General features: G+C 42.6%; 18 protein-coding genes and 1 tRNA gene. 16 read left to right on the top strand and 3 right to left on the bottom strand.

What is annotated here, in order from left to right; all coding sequences use genetic code 11:
• Positions 1–62: 62 nt before the first annotated feature.
• The 8 genes from mnmE (at position 63) to AB4Z45_RS19540 (ending at position 9,425) form a co-directional block, all read left to right on the top strand.
• A complete protein-coding gene (gene mnmE / locus AB4Z45_RS19575; protein ID WP_441910990.1) occupies positions 63–1,442 on the top strand; it encodes a tRNA uridine-5-carboxymethylaminomethyl(34) synthesis GTPase MnmE in 1,380 nt (459 codons plus the stop codon).
• Between the two features lie 365 nt (positions 1,443–1,807).
• On the top strand, positions 1,808–3,697 hold the full coding sequence (gene mnmG / locus AB4Z45_RS19570) for a tRNA uridine-5-carboxymethylaminomethyl(34) synthesis enzyme MnmG (RefSeq protein ID WP_441910989.1): 1,890 nt from the start codon (positions 1,808–1,810) through the stop codon (positions 3,695–3,697).
• Between the two features lies 1 nt (position 3,698).
• Positions 3,699–4,421: a 16S rRNA (guanine(527)-N(7))-methyltransferase RsmG gene (gene rsmG, locus AB4Z45_RS19565; RefSeq protein ID WP_441910987.1), complete on the top strand. Its 723-nt coding sequence runs from the start codon at positions 3,699–3,701 to the stop codon at positions 4,419–4,421.
• 585 nt (positions 4,422–5,006) lie between these two features.
• Positions 5,007–5,825, top strand: a complete 819-nt coding sequence (gene noc, locus AB4Z45_RS19560) for a nucleoid occlusion protein (protein WP_076266589.1) — start codon at positions 5,007–5,009, stop codon at positions 5,823–5,825.
• Between the two features lie 207 nt (positions 5,826–6,032).
• Positions 6,033–6,806 (top strand): ParA family protein, encoded by a 774-nt coding sequence (locus AB4Z45_RS19555; RefSeq protein WP_076266588.1) that lies wholly within the window; start codon positions 6,033–6,035, stop codon positions 6,804–6,806.
• Positions 6,787–7,638: a ParB/RepB/Spo0J family partition protein gene (locus tag AB4Z45_RS19550; RefSeq protein WP_441910986.1), complete on the top strand. Its 852-nt coding sequence runs from the start codon at positions 6,787–6,789 to the stop codon at positions 7,636–7,638. The genes AB4Z45_RS19555 and AB4Z45_RS19550 overlap by 20 nt, the downstream gene beginning before the upstream one ends.
• A gap of 104 nt (positions 7,639–7,742) precedes the next feature.
• Positions 7,743–8,915, top strand: a complete 1,173-nt coding sequence (locus AB4Z45_RS19545) for an aminotransferase class V-fold PLP-dependent enzyme (RefSeq protein WP_441910984.1) — start codon at positions 7,743–7,745, stop codon at positions 8,913–8,915.
• 27 nt (positions 8,916–8,942) lie between these two features.
• Positions 8,943–9,425, top strand: a complete 483-nt coding sequence (locus AB4Z45_RS19540; RefSeq protein ID WP_441910983.1) for a DUF4446 family protein — start codon at positions 8,943–8,945, stop codon at positions 9,423–9,425.
• Positions 9,426–9,440: 15 nt separating this feature from the next.
• On the opposite strand, the gene yyaC is transcribed toward AB4Z45_RS19540, so the two are convergent.
• Positions 9,441–10,049: a spore protease YyaC gene (yyaC, locus tag AB4Z45_RS19535; RefSeq protein ID WP_339205822.1), complete on the bottom strand. Its 609-nt coding sequence runs from the start codon at positions 10,047–10,049 to the stop codon at positions 9,441–9,443.
• A gap of 112 nt (positions 10,050–10,161) precedes the next feature.
• Here yyaC and AB4Z45_RS19530 point away from each other — a divergent pair, with 112 nt between their 5' ends.
• The 4 genes from AB4Z45_RS19530 to AB4Z45_RS19515 all read left to right on the top strand — a co-directional run bounded on the left by AB4Z45_RS19530 (position 10,162) and on the right by AB4Z45_RS19515 (position 11,696).
• Positions 10,162–10,416: a DUF3343 domain-containing protein gene (locus AB4Z45_RS19530; protein ID WP_076266583.1), complete on the top strand. Its 255-nt coding sequence runs from the start codon at positions 10,162–10,164 to the stop codon at positions 10,414–10,416.
• A 31-nt stretch (positions 10,417–10,447) separates the two neighbouring features.
• Positions 10,448–11,323: a mechanosensitive ion channel family protein gene (locus AB4Z45_RS19525; protein ID WP_076266582.1), complete on the top strand. Its 876-nt coding sequence runs from the start codon at positions 10,448–10,450 to the stop codon at positions 11,321–11,323.
• A complete protein-coding gene (locus AB4Z45_RS19520) occupies positions 11,313–11,525 on the top strand; it encodes a DUF951 domain-containing protein (RefSeq protein WP_054025760.1) in 213 nt (70 codons plus the stop codon). Before AB4Z45_RS19525 ends, AB4Z45_RS19520 begins: the two co-directional genes overlap by 11 nt.
• Before the next feature lie 80 nt (positions 11,526–11,605).
• Positions 11,606–11,696: transfer RNA gene (locus AB4Z45_RS19515), tRNA-Ser, on the top strand.
• Between the two features lie 483 nt (positions 11,697–12,179).
• Here AB4Z45_RS19515 and AB4Z45_RS19510 read toward each other — a convergent pair.
• Positions 12,180–12,362: a YjzC family protein gene (locus AB4Z45_RS19510; RefSeq protein WP_441910981.1), complete on the bottom strand. Its 183-nt coding sequence runs from the start codon at positions 12,360–12,362 to the stop codon at positions 12,180–12,182.
• Between the two features lie 271 nt (positions 12,363–12,633).
• Here AB4Z45_RS19510 and rpsF point away from each other — a divergent pair, with 271 nt between their 5' ends.
• From rpsF to rpsR, 3 genes are all read left to right on the top strand, one after another.
• Positions 12,634–12,918 (top strand): 30S ribosomal protein S6, encoded by a 285-nt coding sequence (gene rpsF, locus AB4Z45_RS19505; protein ID WP_054025758.1) that lies wholly within the window; start codon positions 12,634–12,636, stop codon positions 12,916–12,918.
• A gap of 36 nt (positions 12,919–12,954) precedes the next feature.
• A complete protein-coding gene (gene ssb / locus AB4Z45_RS19500; RefSeq protein ID WP_054025757.1) occupies positions 12,955–13,476 on the top strand; it encodes a single-stranded DNA-binding protein in 522 nt (173 codons plus the stop codon).
• Positions 13,477–13,587: 111 nt separating this feature from the next.
• Positions 13,588–13,872 (top strand): 30S ribosomal protein S18, encoded by a 285-nt coding sequence (gene rpsR / locus AB4Z45_RS19495; RefSeq protein WP_054025756.1) that lies wholly within the window; start codon positions 13,588–13,590, stop codon positions 13,870–13,872.
• 23 nt (positions 13,873–13,895) lie between these two features.
• Here the strand turns inward: rpsR and AB4Z45_RS19490 are convergent, their stop codons facing one another.
• The gene (locus AB4Z45_RS19490) at positions 13,896–14,150 is read right to left on the bottom strand and encodes a hypothetical protein (protein ID WP_441910979.1); all 255 of its coding nucleotides are present in this window, start codon (positions 14,148–14,150) and stop codon (positions 13,896–13,898) included.
• Between the two features lie 262 nt (positions 14,151–14,412).
• On the opposite strand from AB4Z45_RS19490, the gene AB4Z45_RS19485 reads away from it, so the two are divergent.
• On the top strand, positions 14,413–17,289 hold the full coding sequence (locus AB4Z45_RS19485; protein WP_441910978.1) for a Na+/H+ antiporter subunit A: 2,877 nt from the start codon (positions 14,413–14,415) through the stop codon (positions 17,287–17,289).
• Positions 17,290–17,291 lie beyond the last annotated feature (2 nt).

Genomic DNA, 17,291 nt, shown 5'->3' with positions numbered 1-17,291 from the left:
TATCCACAGCAATGGCTCATAATGGTCATTGCTGTTTTTCCATTTGAGAGGTGCTGACAGCAATGGTACATGATACGATAGCTGCCATTTCCACAGCAGTCGGAGAAGGCGGAATCGCAATAATAAGAGTAAGCGGACCTGAGGCAATTGCAGGTATCGCGAGTGTTTTTCGTTCGAAAATAAATCTAAATGATGCGGATACACATACGCTGCATTATGGTCATATTCTCGATCCGAGGTCTGGAGAAGAGGTTGAAGAAGTACTTGTTACGCTGATGAGAGGCCCCCGTTCATTTACCGCGGAGGATGTTGTCGAAATTAATGCACATGGTGGCGTTATCGCCGTTAAAAAGGTGCTTGATGTCGTATTGCAGCTGGACGGCTATCGCACAGCGGAGCCAGGCGAGTTTACGAAGCGTGCCTTCCTGAATGGTCGAATCGATCTTATGCAGGCAGAGGCTGTTATCGATTTGATTCGTTCCAAATCTGATCGAGCATTTTCCGTTGCCAGCAAACAAGCGGAGGGCGTTCTGTCGAAGAGGATTAAAGCTTTGCGGCAGACGGTCATTGAGCTGCTTGCCCATATAGAAGTGAACATCGATTATCCGGAGCATGACGTAGAGGAAATGACGAGCTCGTTTATTCGTGACCAATGCGATTCTGCTATTAATGAAATAGATCGTCTGTTAAAAACCGCAAACGAAGGCAAGATACTAAGAGAAGGTATTGTAACAGCAATCGTTGGGCGTCCCAATGTCGGTAAATCGTCTCTTATGAATGTACTGACGCAGGAAAATAAGGCTATCGTTACTGATATCCCGGGTACGACTCGCGATGTCATTGAACAATTTGTAGCACTAAACGGAATTCCACTTCGACTGCTCGATACTGCTGGTATTCGTGAAACAACGGATGTTGTTGAACGAATTGGGGTGGAGCGCTCTCGCAATGCGCTTGAAGAAGCGGATCTCATTTTGCTAGTGCTGAACTATAATGAGCCGTTGCAGGCTGATGATCGGGAGCTATTGTTGCAAATGAAGGGTCGCCCAGTCATTGCGATCATAAATAAGACTGACTTGCCGCGTCAATTAGAAATTGAGGTGGTGGAGGAGTCGATTCCGGTCGATTCCATCGTTAAAATGTCGGTTCTTGAGGAAGATGGGTTAGACCGTTTAGAGAAAACGATTAGCGAGATGTTTTTTGAAGGCCAGCTCGAATCAGGTGATCTGACATATGTGAGCAATGTTCGACATATTGCTTTATTGAAGCGGGCAAGACAATCGCTAGTCGATGCAATAGAGGCATCTGATACAGGAATACCGATTGACCTTATTCAGATCGATGCCAGATCCGCGTGGGAGTCACTTGGTGAAATTTTGGGTGATGAGGCTGGAGATTCATTAATTGATCAAATTTTCTCGCAGTTCTGCTTAGGGAAATAGATGGAAGTAGGCTTTTGCAGCCGATATGAATTAAACTTACAACGTGTGGCCTTAATGAAGAAGTAAAGTTAGTTCGCTGCTAAAAAGTGATTTTGCTAATGAGGCAGTGTTTCCAGCTGCCTGTGTTAATTAAGATTAGTGCAGCTCTAAGTGTTGATTAAGGAAATAGAATATCGAGCTAATCGTTATTTTATTCAGCATATAGGTTTCACTGAAATGATGGGGCATAAGAAAGTTTTCAATGAAAGCCTTCGGTTATGCTTACGAAAACCTAGGATAATGCTTACGAAGTGGTTTTCAACGAAAACCTAAGTTAATGCTTACGAAGTGGTTTTCTACGAAAACCTTTGGGAGGGTAAAGGACAATGAGATATATAGCTGGTGAATATGACGTGATCGTCATTGGAGCGGGGCATGCAGGCTGTGAAGCTGCACTTGCGGCTGCACGTATGGGCTGCGAAACGCTGCTGCTTACAATAAATCTGGACATGGTTGCTTTTATGCCATGTAATCCATCTATCGGCGGACCTGCAAAAGGCCATGTGGTGCGTGAAATTGATGCTCTTGGCGGTGAGATGGGACGTAATATCGATAAAACGTTCATACAAATGCGGATGCTTAATACAGGTAAAGGTCCAGCAGTGCATGCACTGCGTGCGCAAGCTGACAAGTTTGATTATCAGCATCTAATGAAGAAGACGATTGAAGAAACACCTCATTTGACTCTGAGACAAGGAATGGCTGAAGAGCTTATTGTTGAGGATGGAAAATGCTTAGGGATCGTTACGAAAACAGGCGCTGAGTACCGTGCAAAGACTACGGTTGTTACAACGGGAACCTATTTGAGAGGCAAAATTATTATGGGCGAGCTGATGTATGAGAGCGGACCAAATAATCAACAGCCGTCTGTTAGACTTTCGGCAAGCTTGAAGGAGCATGGTTTGGAGCTTGTACGTTTCAAGACGGGTACGCCTCCGCGTGTTCACAAAGATACGATTGATTTTTCGAAAACAGAAATTCAACCTGGCGACGATAAACCGAAATTTTTCTCGCATGAGACGGAATCTTCAACAAACGAGCAATTGCCTTGCTGGTTAACGTATACATCTGAAGCGACGCACAAAATTATTAATGACAATCTTCATCGTGCCCCAATGTTCTCAGGTGCGATTGAGGGAACGGGCCCAAGATATTGTCCTTCTATTGAAGATAAAATCGTCCGTTTTGCTGATAAGCCAAAACACCAAATCTTCTTAGAGCCAGAAGGTAAAAATACTTCTGAGTATTATGTACAGGGTCTCTCCACAAGTATGCCGGAAGATGTACAGCTTGGTATTTTACGTTCTATACCAGGTTTGGAAAAAGTTGAGATGATGCGTAACGGTTATGCGATCGAATATGATGCGGTAGTTCCTACACAGCTGTGGCCATCTTTGGAGACAAAGGTGATTGATGGATTATTCACAGCTGGACAAATAAACGGAACTTCTGGTTATGAGGAAGCAGCGGGACAAGGCGTTATGGCAGGCATCAATGCTGCACGCAAGGTACAAGGGAAAGAACCGATTATTATCGGTCGTGCAGATGGCTATATCGGTGTAATGATCGACGATCTTGTTACGAAGGGGACGAACGATCCTTATCGTTTGCTTACTTCAAGAGCGGAATACCGATTGCTTCTTCGCCATGACAATGCAGATTATCGTCTAACGCCAACGGGCTACGAAATCGGTCTTATTTCGGAAGAACGTTACAATAAATTTTTGCGTAAAAAAGAATTGGTTGAAATGGATATTGAACGTCTACGCGGAACTAAAGTAAAGCCTGATCAAGCAAATGAAATGCTGATAGCAGCGGGTACAGCTCCAATGGAGCATGGCACTGATGCGTTATCGTTGCTTCGTCGACCGGAAGTTACTTATGCGATGCTGGAATCGGTCGTACCTTCCGTTCCCGAAATGACAGAGGAAATGAAGGAACAGGTTGAAATTCAAATTAAATATGCAGGTTATATTGAGAAGCAGCTTGTGCAAGTGGCACGTTTGAACAAAATGGAGAAAAAACGTATTCCTGATGACATTGATTATAGTGATGTTCGCAGCTTAGCATCTGAAGCGAAGCAAAAGCTTTCAGTTATCAGACCGCTATCTATTGGTCAAGCGTCACGGATTGCCGGCGTTACGCCAGCTGATATTTCCATACTGCTTGTATACTTGGAGCATTACAACCGTGTTACTGCAGCGAGAGGATCATAATATGGACGAAACTTTAAAATGGTTTACAAAACGAATGGAGGAGAGCGGCATTCCGCTTTCTCCCGTTCAGCTCGAACAGTTCGAAACTTATTTTCGCCTGCTCGTTGAGTGGAATGAGAAAATGAATTTGACCGGCATTACCGAACGTGATGCTGTATACGAGAAACATTTCTATGATTCCGTTTCGCTTTCTTTTTATACGAAGATGGACAGTGTTCTCAAGCTTGCTGATATAGGCTCAGGAGCGGGTTTTCCTAGTATCCCTTTGAAAATTTGTTTTCCTCATTTACAAATCATGATTGTTGATTCTTTGAATAAAAGAATACAATTCCTAACGCATCTGACAGAGCAGCTTGGTTTAGATCAGGTTTTATGCTTGCATGGCCGGGCTGAAGATATTGCACAATTACCAGACCACCGTGACAAGTATGATTTAGTAACGGCAAGGGCAGTTGCGAGATTAAATGTATTAAATGAATTTTGTTTGCCCTTCGTAAAAAAAGGCGGGTTGTTTGCTGCAATGAAAGGCTCGCAATCGGATGAAGAAGTTCGGGAGGCAGCTTTTAGCCTAAGAGAGCTCAAAGGAAAAATTAAATCTCAGCATCAGTTATCGCTTCCAAACGAGCAATCCGAGCGACATATTATTTTAATAGAGAAGCTAGATGCTACTCCGCGTAGATACCCTAGAAAAGCAGGCACTCCACTAAAACAGCCACTTATGTAGCTGGCATCTAATGTTCCACGTGAAACATTTTGCAAATGGTTACTTGGGGAAAAGAACTTCCATTTTCTTATAACAATTATTTGTTCTAAAATGATGTCAAGCAGGAGATCGTCCAGTGATAGTCGAATTATTATAGTAGATGAAGAGACTGGACGATACCGTTACATAGACGAACCAAGAAACGTCTTCATAAGACACATTGAAGTTCGTATCACGGGCAAATATAAGCATCGTATCAAGCTTTACAGCCATACCTGATTATATTTTAACTGAAGCCTCTCCTATCATTTCCGAATGAATTTTGTTATGGATGTTCGCCGTGCAGTTGACGATTATTACCTGAGAGAGGTTCTAGTAACCGAAATAATCCAATTGGCAATGAACCAATCTTACTGCTGAAGCGTATTTATTGCAAAAACCTTGTAATTGCTTTTTAATAGAATGGAGACATTTTCCTAGTTTACTAGTGTTAATGCTGACATTTTGTGTGAAACGCATGCTTCCCATTACTATGATGGGCGATATGGTTTCTTTTAAAGTGATTAGAAACAAGGTTTATCTCATGATCGGGTGGTAATTATCGATATGAAAGAACAATTTTCTCGATTGTTCGGCCTGTCCGAGCAGCGCATACCGCAAGAAGAAGTTCGGCAAATACCGATTCAAGAAATCGACGCAAGCCCATTTCAGCCGCGGACGATTTTTGATGATGACCGAATTGAAGAATTATGTCAAACGATAAAAACGCATGGTGTTATTCAGCCTATCGTTGTTCGTATGCGTAATGGAAGATATGAAATCATAGCAGGGGAACGTCGCTGGCGTGCTGTTACTAAGCTTGGTTACGATACGATCCCTGGTATTGTTCGTGAATTCAACGATTCACAAACAGCTTCCATTGCATTAATTGAGAATCTTCAAAGAGAAGGTTTATCAGCAATTGAGGAAGCGATAGCCTATCAAAAATTAATCGAGCTTCATCAATTAACACAGGAAAGCTTGGCTCAGCGTTTAGGGAAAAGTCAATCGACGATTGCCAATAAATTAAGATTGTTAATGTTGAATGATACGATTAAGATGGCTTTAATGGAACGGAAAATTACGGAACGACATGCAAGGGCTTTGTTGTCGCTCGATAATGAAGAATTGCAGCTTAAAGTATTAGATGAAATCATAACTAAAGATTTGAATGTTAAGCAGACTGAGGTTAGAATCGCTTTCCTAAAAGAGTCAACCAAACTCAAGAAAGCGAAACGTATTTCTTTTACTAAGGACGTACGTCTGGCCCTTAATACAATCAGACAATCCATTGAAATGGTTTCTGGTTCTGGATTGCAAATTAAGACGAATGAAAAGGATCATGAAGATCATTATGAAATTACGATCCAGATCCCTAAAAGATAGAGTTATATCTAAAAATAGTATAATTTAATGCTTATTTGTGCCGTCCTCACTGAGGGCGGCGATGCCATTTGTAGCTAGTTTTTTATTAAATGTGCTGCACGTGTATGATTCATGATAATTAACAAGTTTTATGTTATTATCATTTTTACGTTAATGGATCTTAAGAAAATAGCACATAAAAGTTGTACACATAGAGGTGAGCCGGTTTTGTCGAAGATAATTGCAATAGCCAACCAGAAGGGCGGTGTCGGAAAAACGACAACGTCTGTCAATTTAGCTGCCTGTCTTGCATCACTTGGTAAAAAAGTGCTGCTAGTTGATATTGATCCACAAGGGAATACAACAAGTGGTCTCGGTATTAACAAAGGGGACGTAACGAATTGTATTTACGATGTGCTTATTAATGAAGTCCATCCAAAAGATGCAATGTTCGAGACGGCTGTTCCAGGTCTGAAAATCATTCCAGCAACGATTCAATTGGCTGGTGCCGAAATCGAATTAGTGCCGACGATATCAAGAGAGCTGCGTTTGAAAAAGTCTTTGCATATGGTTAAGGATGATTTCGATTATGTGCTTATTGATTGTCCTCCGTCACTTGGGATATTAACGATAAATTCGTTAACCGCAGCTGATTCTGTTCTTATTCCTATTCAGTGCGAATATTATGCTCTTGAAGGTTTGAGTCAATTGCTTAATACGGTTCGACTCGTTCAAAAGCATTTAAATACATCGCTTCAAATTGAGGGTGTTCTTCTGACCATGCTTGATGCGAGAACGAATTTGGGAATTCAAGTTATTGAAGAAGTGAAAAAGTATTTCCAACAAAAAGTGTATCAAACGATTATTCCACGTAATGTACGTTTAAGTGAAGCGCCATCACATGGACAAGCTATTATCACATACGACCCGCGTTCTAAAGGTGCAGAAGTTTATCTTGAACTCGCAAAGGAAGTGATTATGTATGAGCAAGCGGCTAGGTAGAGGGCTGGATGCGCTTATCCCATCGCTTTCTGTGAATGACGATGATAAAGTGATTGAAATTACCTTATCCCAACTAAGGCCTAATCCGTATCAACCTAGGAAAACATTTGATCAGGATTCGATTAAAGAATTAGCAGAATCCATTAAGCAGCATGGCATCATTCAACCTATTATTGTTCGTACAGTATTGAAAGGTTACGAAATCATAGCAGGTGAAAGACGTTTCCGCGCTTCGCAATATTGTGGAAATGCGACTATACCTGCTGTTGTAAGATCGTTTACTGATCAACAGGTTATGGAAATTGCTTTAATAGAGAACCTACAGCGCGAGGATTTGAATGCAATTGAAGTTGCAATTGCTTATCAGGCGCTTATCGATAAGTTCAAGCTTACGCAAGAAGAGTTGTCCATGAAGGTCGGAAAGTCCCGTTCTCATATTGCCAACTTCGTTCGATTGCTTTCGTTGCCAACTGAAATAAAAGATAATGTTTCACGTGGAACAATTTCTATGGGTCACGCAAGAGCGTTGGTCGGCATTAAAGATGATAAGGTGCAAAAGGAATTAGCAGATCTTACCGTTTCTCAAGAGTGGAGTGTCCGCGAACTTGAAGAGGCGATTCAGAAGCTTGATTCGAAGCAGCCGGAAGATACAGCCAAGCCGAGTCAGAAAAAACGCGATCCGTATATTGACCATTTAGAGGAGTCGCTTCGTGAACGATTTAAAACGACAGTAAAAATTAAACAGCAAAAAGATAAAGGTAAAATTGAGCTTCAATACTATAGTAAACAGGATTTGGAACGTTTGCTAGAATTGCTTCAATACATGGCATAGACTATACCAAACAATGGCATACCTTAGTTGTAATCTTGCTTTTGAAAGATTAAACTAAGGTATGCCATTGTTGTGAGCAGGCAGCTAGGAAAGGTGTGAAATTCGTGAGCAATCATAATCAATCACTCATTTATTTGGATCATGCGGCAACCTCTTGGCCTAAGCCGCCTGCAGTAACAGAAGCAGTCGTTAATGCTATGTTAAATGACGCTGCTAATCCGGGAAGAGGCAGTCATGCTATGGCTGTGCGAGCAAGTCGAATATTATTTGAAACGCGTAAACAATTGGCTAAACTATTTAACATAAAAAACCCGAATGATATAGCATTCACCTCTAATACGACGATGTCATTAAACATGGCGATAAAAGGTTGGTTGAAGCCTGGTGATCATGTTATCGCAACCTCAGTTGAACATAATTCAGTAAGAAGACCTTTATATTTTCTGGAACAGACGATCGGTATTGAAGTGACATATGTAGAATCGGATGAACGTGGAAATATTAACATAGATGATGTTGCCTCATCTATTCGTTCTAACACAACACTTGCTATTGTTAATCATAGTTCCAACCTGTTAGGAACAATTATGCCTGTAGCGGATATAGCTGAACTAACAAGGAAGCATGGAATAAAATTGTTAGTTGATGCCGCGCAAAGCGCAGGTATTTTACCTATAGATGTAAGAACAATGGGCATTCACATGCTGGCATTCCCGGGACACAAAGGGTTGCTCGGTCCACAAGGCACAGGAGGGCTGTACATCGATCCCGAGCTTGATTTGGTGCCTTTACTGCATGGCGGAACAGGGAGCCAATCTGAGGCTGTAGAGCAGCCTCAAGTGAGGCCTGATCGTTATGAGGCGGGAACACAAAATACACCGGGATTGGCAGGGCTCAAAACCGGTGTACAGTATGTTCTGAATGAGACGGTGCACAATATCCATACTAAGGAATGGATGCTTACTCAGAGATTAATGCAAGGCCTTGAACCAGTAAAGGGAGTCAAAATACTGGGACCAGAGCTTGGGGAACAAAGAACAGGTATTGTAGCTTTTAACCTAGAGGGCGTTGATCCTTCTGAATTATCATTCATCTTGGATCAGCATTACCGAATTGCTGTGCGAGCTGGATTTCATTGCACTCCACTCGCACATGCTTGTGCAGGAACATTGGAAACAGGAGCTATACGAGCAAGTGTCGGTGTATTTACAACGAATGAAGAAATTGATGCGTTAACAGGTGCAATCAGAGAGATTGCACAGCAATATGGCGTTTAGCATTGAACTGGGGGCGGAGTAGCTAAGATGGAAGATTGGACATCAAATCCGATGAATGCAGTTACGGTGGGCATTGCGTTATTTGCCATCGTATTATTCATTTGGATAGCGGTTTTAGGCGGACGGCTGAAAAAGCTAAGAAAGCAATATACAGCGGTTATGGGGAATACAGGTGTGACGAATATGGAAGATGTCATTGTTGAATTGAAGCAAGGCCTTGCCGAGCAGCAGCAAGCGAATGCGGGGCTGAAGGCGCAGCTAATTGAAATGCAATCTACTGTAACAAAGCAAAAAGGAAAAGTAGGCGTCATTCGTTATAACGCTTTTGCTGAACAGGGCAGTGATCTCAGCTTTTCAATCGCAATTATCAATGATGAGAAGGATGGAGCCGTATTTTCAGGTATTCATAGCAGGGAAAATACTTATGTCTATGCAAAACCTCTTGAAAAAGGTCAATCCGTTTACCCATTAACCCCAGAAGAGCATAAAGCAATTTTGGAGGCAAAATAGGAAGCTTAATTGTTATTAAATATTATCCGATGCTGCGGTTTGTTCAAGAACGCTGGTCGTGATATGCGCATTGTTCGCAATAGCAGTAAATAGACTGAGCGAAATAATGTCGGCCATTTTCATAACGAGATGCAGACGAGTGTTTTGCAGCACAAAATACTCCATAAATCCGCCTACATTAACGATACCAGTAATATGAATGTCGCCAACTGGAGGAAGGTCCTTGTTGACGCCAGCACCAGGACGCACAGGGCCTACACCAACTTGAATGCTGCCTACGCTGGATACTTGACCAAGGCAGGCATCAATGCCAATCACAAATGGTTTGTGGAACCGCCGATTGATCTCGATAAGGGTATCATCTAAATTCATAGCATGAACCGGATTTTCAAGCGTGCCAAATAGTGAAAAATGAGGGCTGCGGTATTTCGATAGCGAGGTTCCAATCAGCGGTCCTAAAGAGTCACCTGTTGAACGGTCCGTGCCTACGCAGACAACTACGATGGGGCGTGCAGCAGCCATTTCTTCGAGCATGGCTGTAAGTCGATTTACTAGCATGCCAATTACGTTTGCGGTGGTGTAGGGTACCTTCAAAGGCGTCTCTTTAATAAATGAAAGCTTCATAGAATCCCTCCGATTATACCGATATGCTACTAGTATATGGATAGGACAACCATTTTATACGTCAGATAGTTTTGATATTTTGTTTGCGAAGAAAGTTTGTCATGCTAATTTAATGGAGGTCTTGCTTGTGTTAATTGCCTTCGATTCAACTCAGCAAGCATTGCGTGCAGAAATGCTGCTCGAATACGCAGATATTGAAATTGACATATGTCCCACGCCGAAGGAAATTACAGCCGGCTGCGCATTATCTATTCATTTTCCTGAGGAAGATTTGATAACGGTTAAGGAAGTTATTGTGCAGGAAAACGTGGAAGTTAGAGGTATATTTAAGCCGATTGAAGCCGGTTATGAGCAAATCGACATGTAAATATATTCAAAGTTAATGAGGAGGAATTGTGATGTCAATCAGAGAACGATATGATGAATTTGTTGATTGGTTGACAAACAATGAATTATGGCAAGCATTTGGTAGTTCTGCGCTGCGAATCGTTATGTTCTTATTCATTGGCCGTGTAGTTGTATGGGTAATCCATAAAACCATTGATCGAATTATTTTAGAGCGTGAGAACAAGATGTTGATCAACCACACAAGGCGAATGACAACCGTAGGCAAGCTGATGAAAAATGTAACTTCCTACGTCGTCTATTTTATAACCATTATGCTCATATTGTCTGAATTCGGGATTAATTTAGGGCCATTGCTTGCAGGGGCAGGTGTACTCGGACTTGCTGTCGGGTTCGGTGCGCAAAGCCTGGTGAAAGATATTATTACGGGATTTTTTATTGTACTCGAAGATCAATTCGCTGTAGGCGATGTGATTCAGACAGGGCAATTCAAAGGGACCGTAGAAGTCATTGGACTTCGAACAACCCGTATTCAGAGCTGGACCGGTGAGGTTCATATTGTTCCCAATGGCATGATCAATGAGGTTACAAACTTCTCGATTAATAATAGCATCGCAGTTGTTGATATTTCGATTGCTTTTGAGGAAGAAGTCAATCGTGCGCTAGAGGTCATTCGACATACGATGATCACGATGAAGGATGAAAATTTAATTAATGCACCGGAAGTGCTTGGTATTCAGGCTATTGCTCCAACAGGGGTAACGCTTCGAGTGATTGCTGAGTGTCGACCGAATACGCATCCGATCGTATCACGCAAGTTAAATATGGAGCTGAAAAAAGCATTAGATGCGAGTGGTATTGAAATTCCGTATCCTCGAATGGTCACTTATCATCGCAATGGAAAGGGAGGCGAAAAAGATGGAGCGTAAGCAATTTGAGCTAGGTGATGTTGTTCAAATGAAAAAACAGCATCCATGCGGCTCTAATGAAATGGAAGTCATTCGAATGGGGATGGATATCCGCATTAAATGCGTCGGTTGTAAGCACAGCGTTCTAATACCTAGAGCTAAATTTGAAAAAAACATGAAAAAGGTGCTGCGCTCCAAAGCCTCAGAAGAAGGCTTAACGTAATCAGAAGTACGAACGGCTGAGGGATTTTAAGGAAATACTTGCGCGTTGACAAGCACTGTGATACAATAATTTTTACATGCGGAGAGGTACCCAAGAGGCCCAAGGGGGCTGACTCGAAATCAGCTAGGCGGGTCAAACCGTGCGTGGGTTCGAATCCCACCTTCTCCGCCATTATTTCAAACATTTACGGTTCCTTCAGAGGAACCGTTTTTTTATGTCTTTTTTAATAGATTTGGAACAACAACGGACTAAATAATATAGAAAAGAGAGCTCTTGCGAGCTCTCTTCCTGACGGTGAATAATGGCTGAGTCGATCAATTCTCACTGCAAGCTGTTGAAACATCATTCGTCAATCGGAACAAATCAGCTAAAGCTTCATTAAATCCTTTTGAGCACAATCATACACGGCCGATTGAACGGTAACGTGTATCAATGCTCGAATGCGCGTGTGTTACAGACAAGTGTCTTTGGCACAACCCTCCGCTTCTCTCCTGAGTGGACGAAATCCTCACGCTATGAGAGCTAATCCGTTTTTAGACGGGTATAGTGTCTCTGCGTTTGCCGAAATGGTTCAATGGAACCACACCTCTCTTGCACCGTCAAAAATTAGAATGGCCAAACTGATGTTTTATTATTCAAAACCAAGTAGAAAAATTAATGGCCCATTCGTTTCCATTTACGCTCGTGATTAGAGGTTTCAGGAAAACGCTGCCCTTTGCTGAGCTTAACCTTCTTCGGATTATTGATACCCATATGAAATGAGTTCACACCGTCCTCGATGTATGTGCCATCATTCGGAGCTTTGTCGCCCGGCGAAAACATTGTACCTTCACCCATTATGATCAGCCTCCAGCTTATAGTTAGAGCGGATAGATAAATACACTGGTCTATCCCTTCATGTTGTAGTATTAGCGGGCAATGGAATTTGCATGAGTAGCAGATAACGGCTATAAAATGGATGAACCATCGCCAAAAGTTGCCTGCGCAGTAACATCATCTATTTTCGCTTGTCATAGGCGTTCAGATTTGATATAGTATAGAGATGCGAGCAGAAGCTCGTTCCTTGCTCCATTTATGGGGCCGTTAGTCCAAGAGGAGGTGAAACAATATGCGCAAATATGAAGTAATGTACATCGTTCGTCCAGACGTTGAGCAAGAAGCCTTGCAAGCGATCGTTGACAAATTCCATGGCATTATCTCCAATGGCGGAGAAGTCACAAAGCAAGATGTGAGCGGAAAACGTCGTCTTGCGTATGAAATCAACAAGCTTCGTGATGGTTATTTTGTACTCGTTCATTTCAATGCAACTACTGAAGTTGTAAATGAACTTGACCGTATCATGAAGATTACGGATGAAGTTATCCGTTCGTTGATCGTCAGAGACGCCGCTTAATCCAAGCTGGATTGTTCGATTGGGAGGTCAGAAACGATGTTGAATCGTGTTATACTAATTGGTAGATTGACGAGAGACCCAGAGCTTCGCTATACACCTGCAGGTGTCGCAGTTACACAATTTACGTTAGCGGTAGATCGTCCGTTTACAAGCGGTGGTCAAGGTGAGCGTGAAGCGGATTTTATTCCGGTTGTAACATGGCGTCAACTGGCCGAGACTTGCGCCAACTATTTGCGCAAAGGCCGCTTAACAGCGGTTGAAGGTCGCATTCAAGTTCGGAATTACGAGAACAACGAAGGCAAACGCGTCTACGTGACGGAAGTTATCGCTGATAACGTTCGGTTCTTGGAATCCAACAAAGATGGCGGTGGATCGCGTGAAGAGGGTGGAAGCAGCTACAGCGGCGGTACAAGCACCGGCGGAAGCAATTTCGGCGGCAATGCGTCCCAAAGCAGCGGTAACCGTCCATCTGGTAATAACTCACGTAACGACAGCCGTGATCCGTTTCAGGATGACGGACGCCCGATTGATATATCAGAGGATGATTTGCCATTTTGATAATGGTGTAGCTCAGGCTGCACATGTCAATGGAGCAGTTGCACAGCCTTTATTGAGATATAAAGCTGTTGTGTAATTGTAATATTTTCAACGATAAGGAGGATACCTATCATGGCTTTCAAGCAAAGAGATAACGGTGGCGACGAGCGTCCAGAACGTAAGTTCAGCGGACGTAAAGGCGGACGCAACAAACGCCGTAAAGTTTGTTTCTTCACTGTAAACAAAATTTCTAAAATTGACTATAAAGATGTTGATTTGTTGAAAAAGTTTATTAGCGAGCGCGGCAAAATCTTGCCACGTCGTGTGACTGGTACAAGCGCGAAATACCAACGCTTGCTTACAATCGCAATTAAACGTTCACGTCAAATCGCATTGCTTCCTTACACGACTGAATAGGTTGATGTCTGGAATCAAAAAGCCTACTGAGGTTTCTCAGTAGGCTTTTTTTGTATTTCTAATCGAATGATACGCATATATTCACGAGGTAAATAAGGGGAATATGGCTCTAAATGATGGATGGAATCATGCGCTGAATATATTTTGTATTGCAGTAAGGATGCAGGCTGCAGCAGCTGTTTGCTCCGCTGCTGATCCATTTGCTGATCCAACTGCCATGCGCCAGCTAAAATCAGAATGAAAATGAATGAGCTGATCGCTATTTTTGTATGCCGCATGATGATCACTCCTTTAGTAAGAGTAATCCCCATTTTAACTATTTTCATTCTCCTCGCTTTGTCATCTCAATTCTTTTGACAATTTTAGACTTGAACGATATACTAAAGTGTAGTCAAAAAACAACTAAATTAACTTTTTTTATCGGAGGAGCCTGCCAACAGCGGGCTCTTTTTGCGTTTTTTTAAGGCTCCGGCAGAAATGGAAGTAACTTTTATAGAAATAGGGAAAAGCTATGGAAGTCATTTGTAGAGGAAGGGGAGAGTGTTCTTGCTATCTATCATCATCATTTTACCATTTATTATGGCTGCTATTAGCCCTTTGCTGCGAAAGCTGCTGCATGGACTTCATACGGGTTGGATTATTCTGCCTTTGCCAATTCTGCTGTTTAGTTATTTTCTATGGAAAATACCAGCGATTCAAAGCGGTGAAACCATAACAGCAACCATCCCGTGGATTCCTTCATTAGGAGTCAATTTCACTGTTTATTTGGATGGCTTAGGTTTATTATTTGCCTTATTAATTACGGGAATTGGCGCGTTAGTCGTCCTTTATTCGATTTATTATTTGGATAAAAATAAGGAAGCGATAGCATCCTTTTATGTTTATTTGCTTCTATTTATGGGAGCTATGCTCGGGGTTGTCCTATCAGATAACCTTATTGTGCTGTATGGTTTCTGGGAGCTGACGAGCATTTCCTCGTTCCTGCTGATCGCTTTCTGGAACCATAGAGAGAAATCGAGGTATGGCGCATTAAAATCTATGCTCATTACAGTATTCGGCGGCCTTTCCATGCTTGCTGGTTTTGTACTGCTGTATGTGATGTCAGGCACCTTTAGTATTCGTGAAATCATCGGCGGCGTTGATACGCTAAGCGGCCATTTATTGTTTTTGCCCGCGATGCTGCTTATTCTAGTTGGTGCATTTACAAAATCGGCGCAGTTTCCATTCCATATTTGGCTGCCCGATGCGATGGAGGCTCCAACGCCTGTAAGTGCGTATCTGCACTCAGCGACGATGGTTAAGGCAGGTTTATATTTAGTCGCAAGGTTCAGTCCAATTTTCTCTGGAGAGTCGGCATGGTTCTGGCTCGTTTCGATCTTTGGTCTTGTGACGATGATTTATGGCTCTTTCCGAGCGATGAAGCAGACGGATTTAAAATCATTGCTCGCTTTCTCAACGATTAGCCAACTAGGCCTGCTGATGAGTTTATTTGGACTTGGATCGGCGGCGGCTTTCTACACAGGAGGTACAGATTCACTCTTTTATGCAAAAGCAACGATGGCGGCCATCTTTCACTTGATCAACCATGCCGTATTTAAAGGCGCTTTGTTCATGGTTGTCGGAATCGTTGACCATGAAACAGGGACGAGGGACATTCGCAAGCTAGGCGGTCTTATGGCTCTAATGCCAATAACCTTCTCCATTGCGCTTATTGGAGCTTTCTCGATGGCAGGCCTGCCGCCGTTTAATGGCTTTTTGAGCAAGGAAATGTTTTTTACAGCGGCTCTTAATATTAGGCAGCTGGACTTTTTCAACGTTTCATTTATGCTGGCTATCATTCCCGTTATCGCATGGGTTGCAAGCATATTTACATTTGTATACAGCATGATTTTGCTATTTAGAACGTTTACGGGACCAGCACAGTTTGAGAAGCTGGCGAAGAAGCCGCATGAAGCGCCGCTCGGCATGCTTATTTCTCCGGTCATTCTTGCTTCTTTAGCTGTCGTTATCGGTTTGTTCCCAAATCTGCTTGCGTACTCTTTAATTGAACCGGCGATGGCTGCGATTCATCCGAATGTGCTGTTGCCCGGCGAGCGATTCCTTGTGCATATTCAATTCTGGCATGGCTGGACAGCTGAGATATTTATGACGATGGGCGTTGTTATTGCAGGGACACTTTTGTTCAAGTTTCATCAACGTATCCAGTGGATCAATCAACCGCTCTTCCAGCACATCTCATTGAACCAAATGTATGATGGAGGGCTTCGAGTATTGAATAATGGCTCCAATCGGTTGACCAACCGTTATATGACGGGTTCCATTCGCCACTACTTGATGTACATTTTTGTATTTCTGATTGTGTCGCTTGGGTTAACGATGATCCAAGAGAAAGTGAATGTGTTTCAGTTCTCGGATTATGCACCAATATCGGTATATGAGGCGGTTATTATTATCGTCTTAGTCGTATCGGTTATTGCTATACCGTTTACGAAGTCGAGAATGATGGCTATCATTTTGACGGGTGCGGCAGGTTATATGGTCACCTTGTTTTTTGTCATCCTACAGGCGCCTGATCTAGCTTTGACTCAGATGATCGTCGAGACAGTATCGGTGACGCTGTTCCTCTTATGTTTCTATCATTTGCCGAAGCTGAGCAAGGAAATAGCCGCACTGCGTTTTCGACTATCTAATTTCGTTATTGCGCTTAGTGTGGGGATTATAATGACTTTAATTGCGCTTGGTGCAAGCGGCAATCGCGCGTTTGATTCTATCTCAGACTTTTTCTTAAAAGAGAGCTACGAATTAGCGGGCGGCAAAAATGTGGTTAACGTCATCCTCGTTGATTTCCGCGGCTTCGATACAATGCTTGAAATTGTTGTCCTTGCCATCGCATCGTTAGGTATTTATGCCATGATTAAGCTGAAGCTGGACACAGAGGATGAAAGAGTGTTTTTGCCTAAGCAAAGCAATAGAGGAAAGCTGGCGTTTCCAGTAGTAAGAAGCAACGATGTTATTCTGAAGACGATAGCGAAAGTCGTTATCTTCATTATATTGACGTTCTCAGTGTATTTAATGTTCGCAGGGCATAACCATCCAGGCGGAGGATTTATCGGTGCATTAATGGCGTCGGCTGCATTTATTTTGCTTACGATGGCCTTTGGATTGCAGACGATGCGTGAGGTTATTCCTATCGATTTCCGAGTATTAACAGCGATTGGGCTGTCTATAGCTATTTTGACGGGAATAGGATCTTTTATATTTGGCGCACCATTTCTCAGTCATGCCTTTGGACACTTCGAGCTGCCGCTATTGGGCGATACGGAGCTTGCTACGGCAATGCTGTTTGATTTAGGGGTATATTTGACCGTTATTGGCGTGACGATGACCATCATTTTAACGATAGGGAGGGATAAGTAGCT

The organism is Paenibacillus sp. MCAF9 (assembly GCF_052114265.1).
GTDB lineage: Bacteria > Bacillota > Bacilli > Paenibacillales > Paenibacillaceae > Pristimantibacillus.
The sequence above is the reverse complement of the archived record's forward strand: the minus strand, read 5'-3'. Positions and strand labels throughout refer to the sequence as shown.

Coding starts and splice junctions, on each gene's coding strand:
- mnmE (WP_441910990.1), top strand. CDS start 63: ATGGTACATGATACGATAGCTGCCATTTCCACAGCAGTCGGAGAAGGC.
- mnmG (WP_441910989.1), top strand. CDS start 1,808: ATGAGATATATAGCTGGTGAATATGACGTGATCGTCATTGGAGCGGGG.
- rsmG (WP_441910987.1), top strand. CDS start 3,699: ATGGACGAAACTTTAAAATGGTTTACAAAACGAATGGAGGAGAGCGGC.
- noc (WP_076266589.1), top strand. CDS start 5,007: ATGAAAGAACAATTTTCTCGATTGTTCGGCCTGTCCGAGCAGCGCATA.
- AB4Z45_RS19550 (WP_441910986.1), top strand. CDS start 6,787: ATGAGCAAGCGGCTAGGTAGAGGGCTGGATGCGCTTATCCCATCGCTT.
- AB4Z45_RS19540 (WP_441910983.1), top strand. CDS start 8,943: ATGGAAGATTGGACATCAAATCCGATGAATGCAGTTACGGTGGGCATT.
- yyaC (WP_339205822.1), bottom strand. CDS start 10,049: ATGAAGCTTTCATTTATTAAAGAGACGCCTTTGAAGGTACCCTACACC.
- AB4Z45_RS19530 (WP_076266583.1), top strand. CDS start 10,162: ATGGAGGTCTTGCTTGTGTTAATTGCCTTCGATTCAACTCAGCAAGCA.
- AB4Z45_RS19525 (WP_076266582.1), top strand. CDS start 10,448: ATGTCAATCAGAGAACGATATGATGAATTTGTTGATTGGTTGACAAAC.
- AB4Z45_RS19520 (WP_054025760.1), top strand. CDS start 11,313: ATGGAGCGTAAGCAATTTGAGCTAGGTGATGTTGTTCAAATGAAAAAA.
- AB4Z45_RS19510 (WP_441910981.1), bottom strand. CDS start 12,362: ATGGGTGAAGGTACAATGTTTTCGCCGGGCGACAAAGCTCCGAATGAT.
- rpsF (WP_054025758.1), top strand. CDS start 12,634: ATGCGCAAATATGAAGTAATGTACATCGTTCGTCCAGACGTTGAGCAA.
- ssb (WP_054025757.1), top strand. CDS start 12,955: ATGTTGAATCGTGTTATACTAATTGGTAGATTGACGAGAGACCCAGAG.
- rpsR (WP_054025756.1), top strand. CDS start 13,588: ATGGCTTTCAAGCAAAGAGATAACGGTGGCGACGAGCGTCCAGAACGT.
- AB4Z45_RS19490 (WP_441910979.1), bottom strand. CDS start 14,150: ATGCGGCATACAAAAATAGCGATCAGCTCATTCATTTTCATTCTGATT.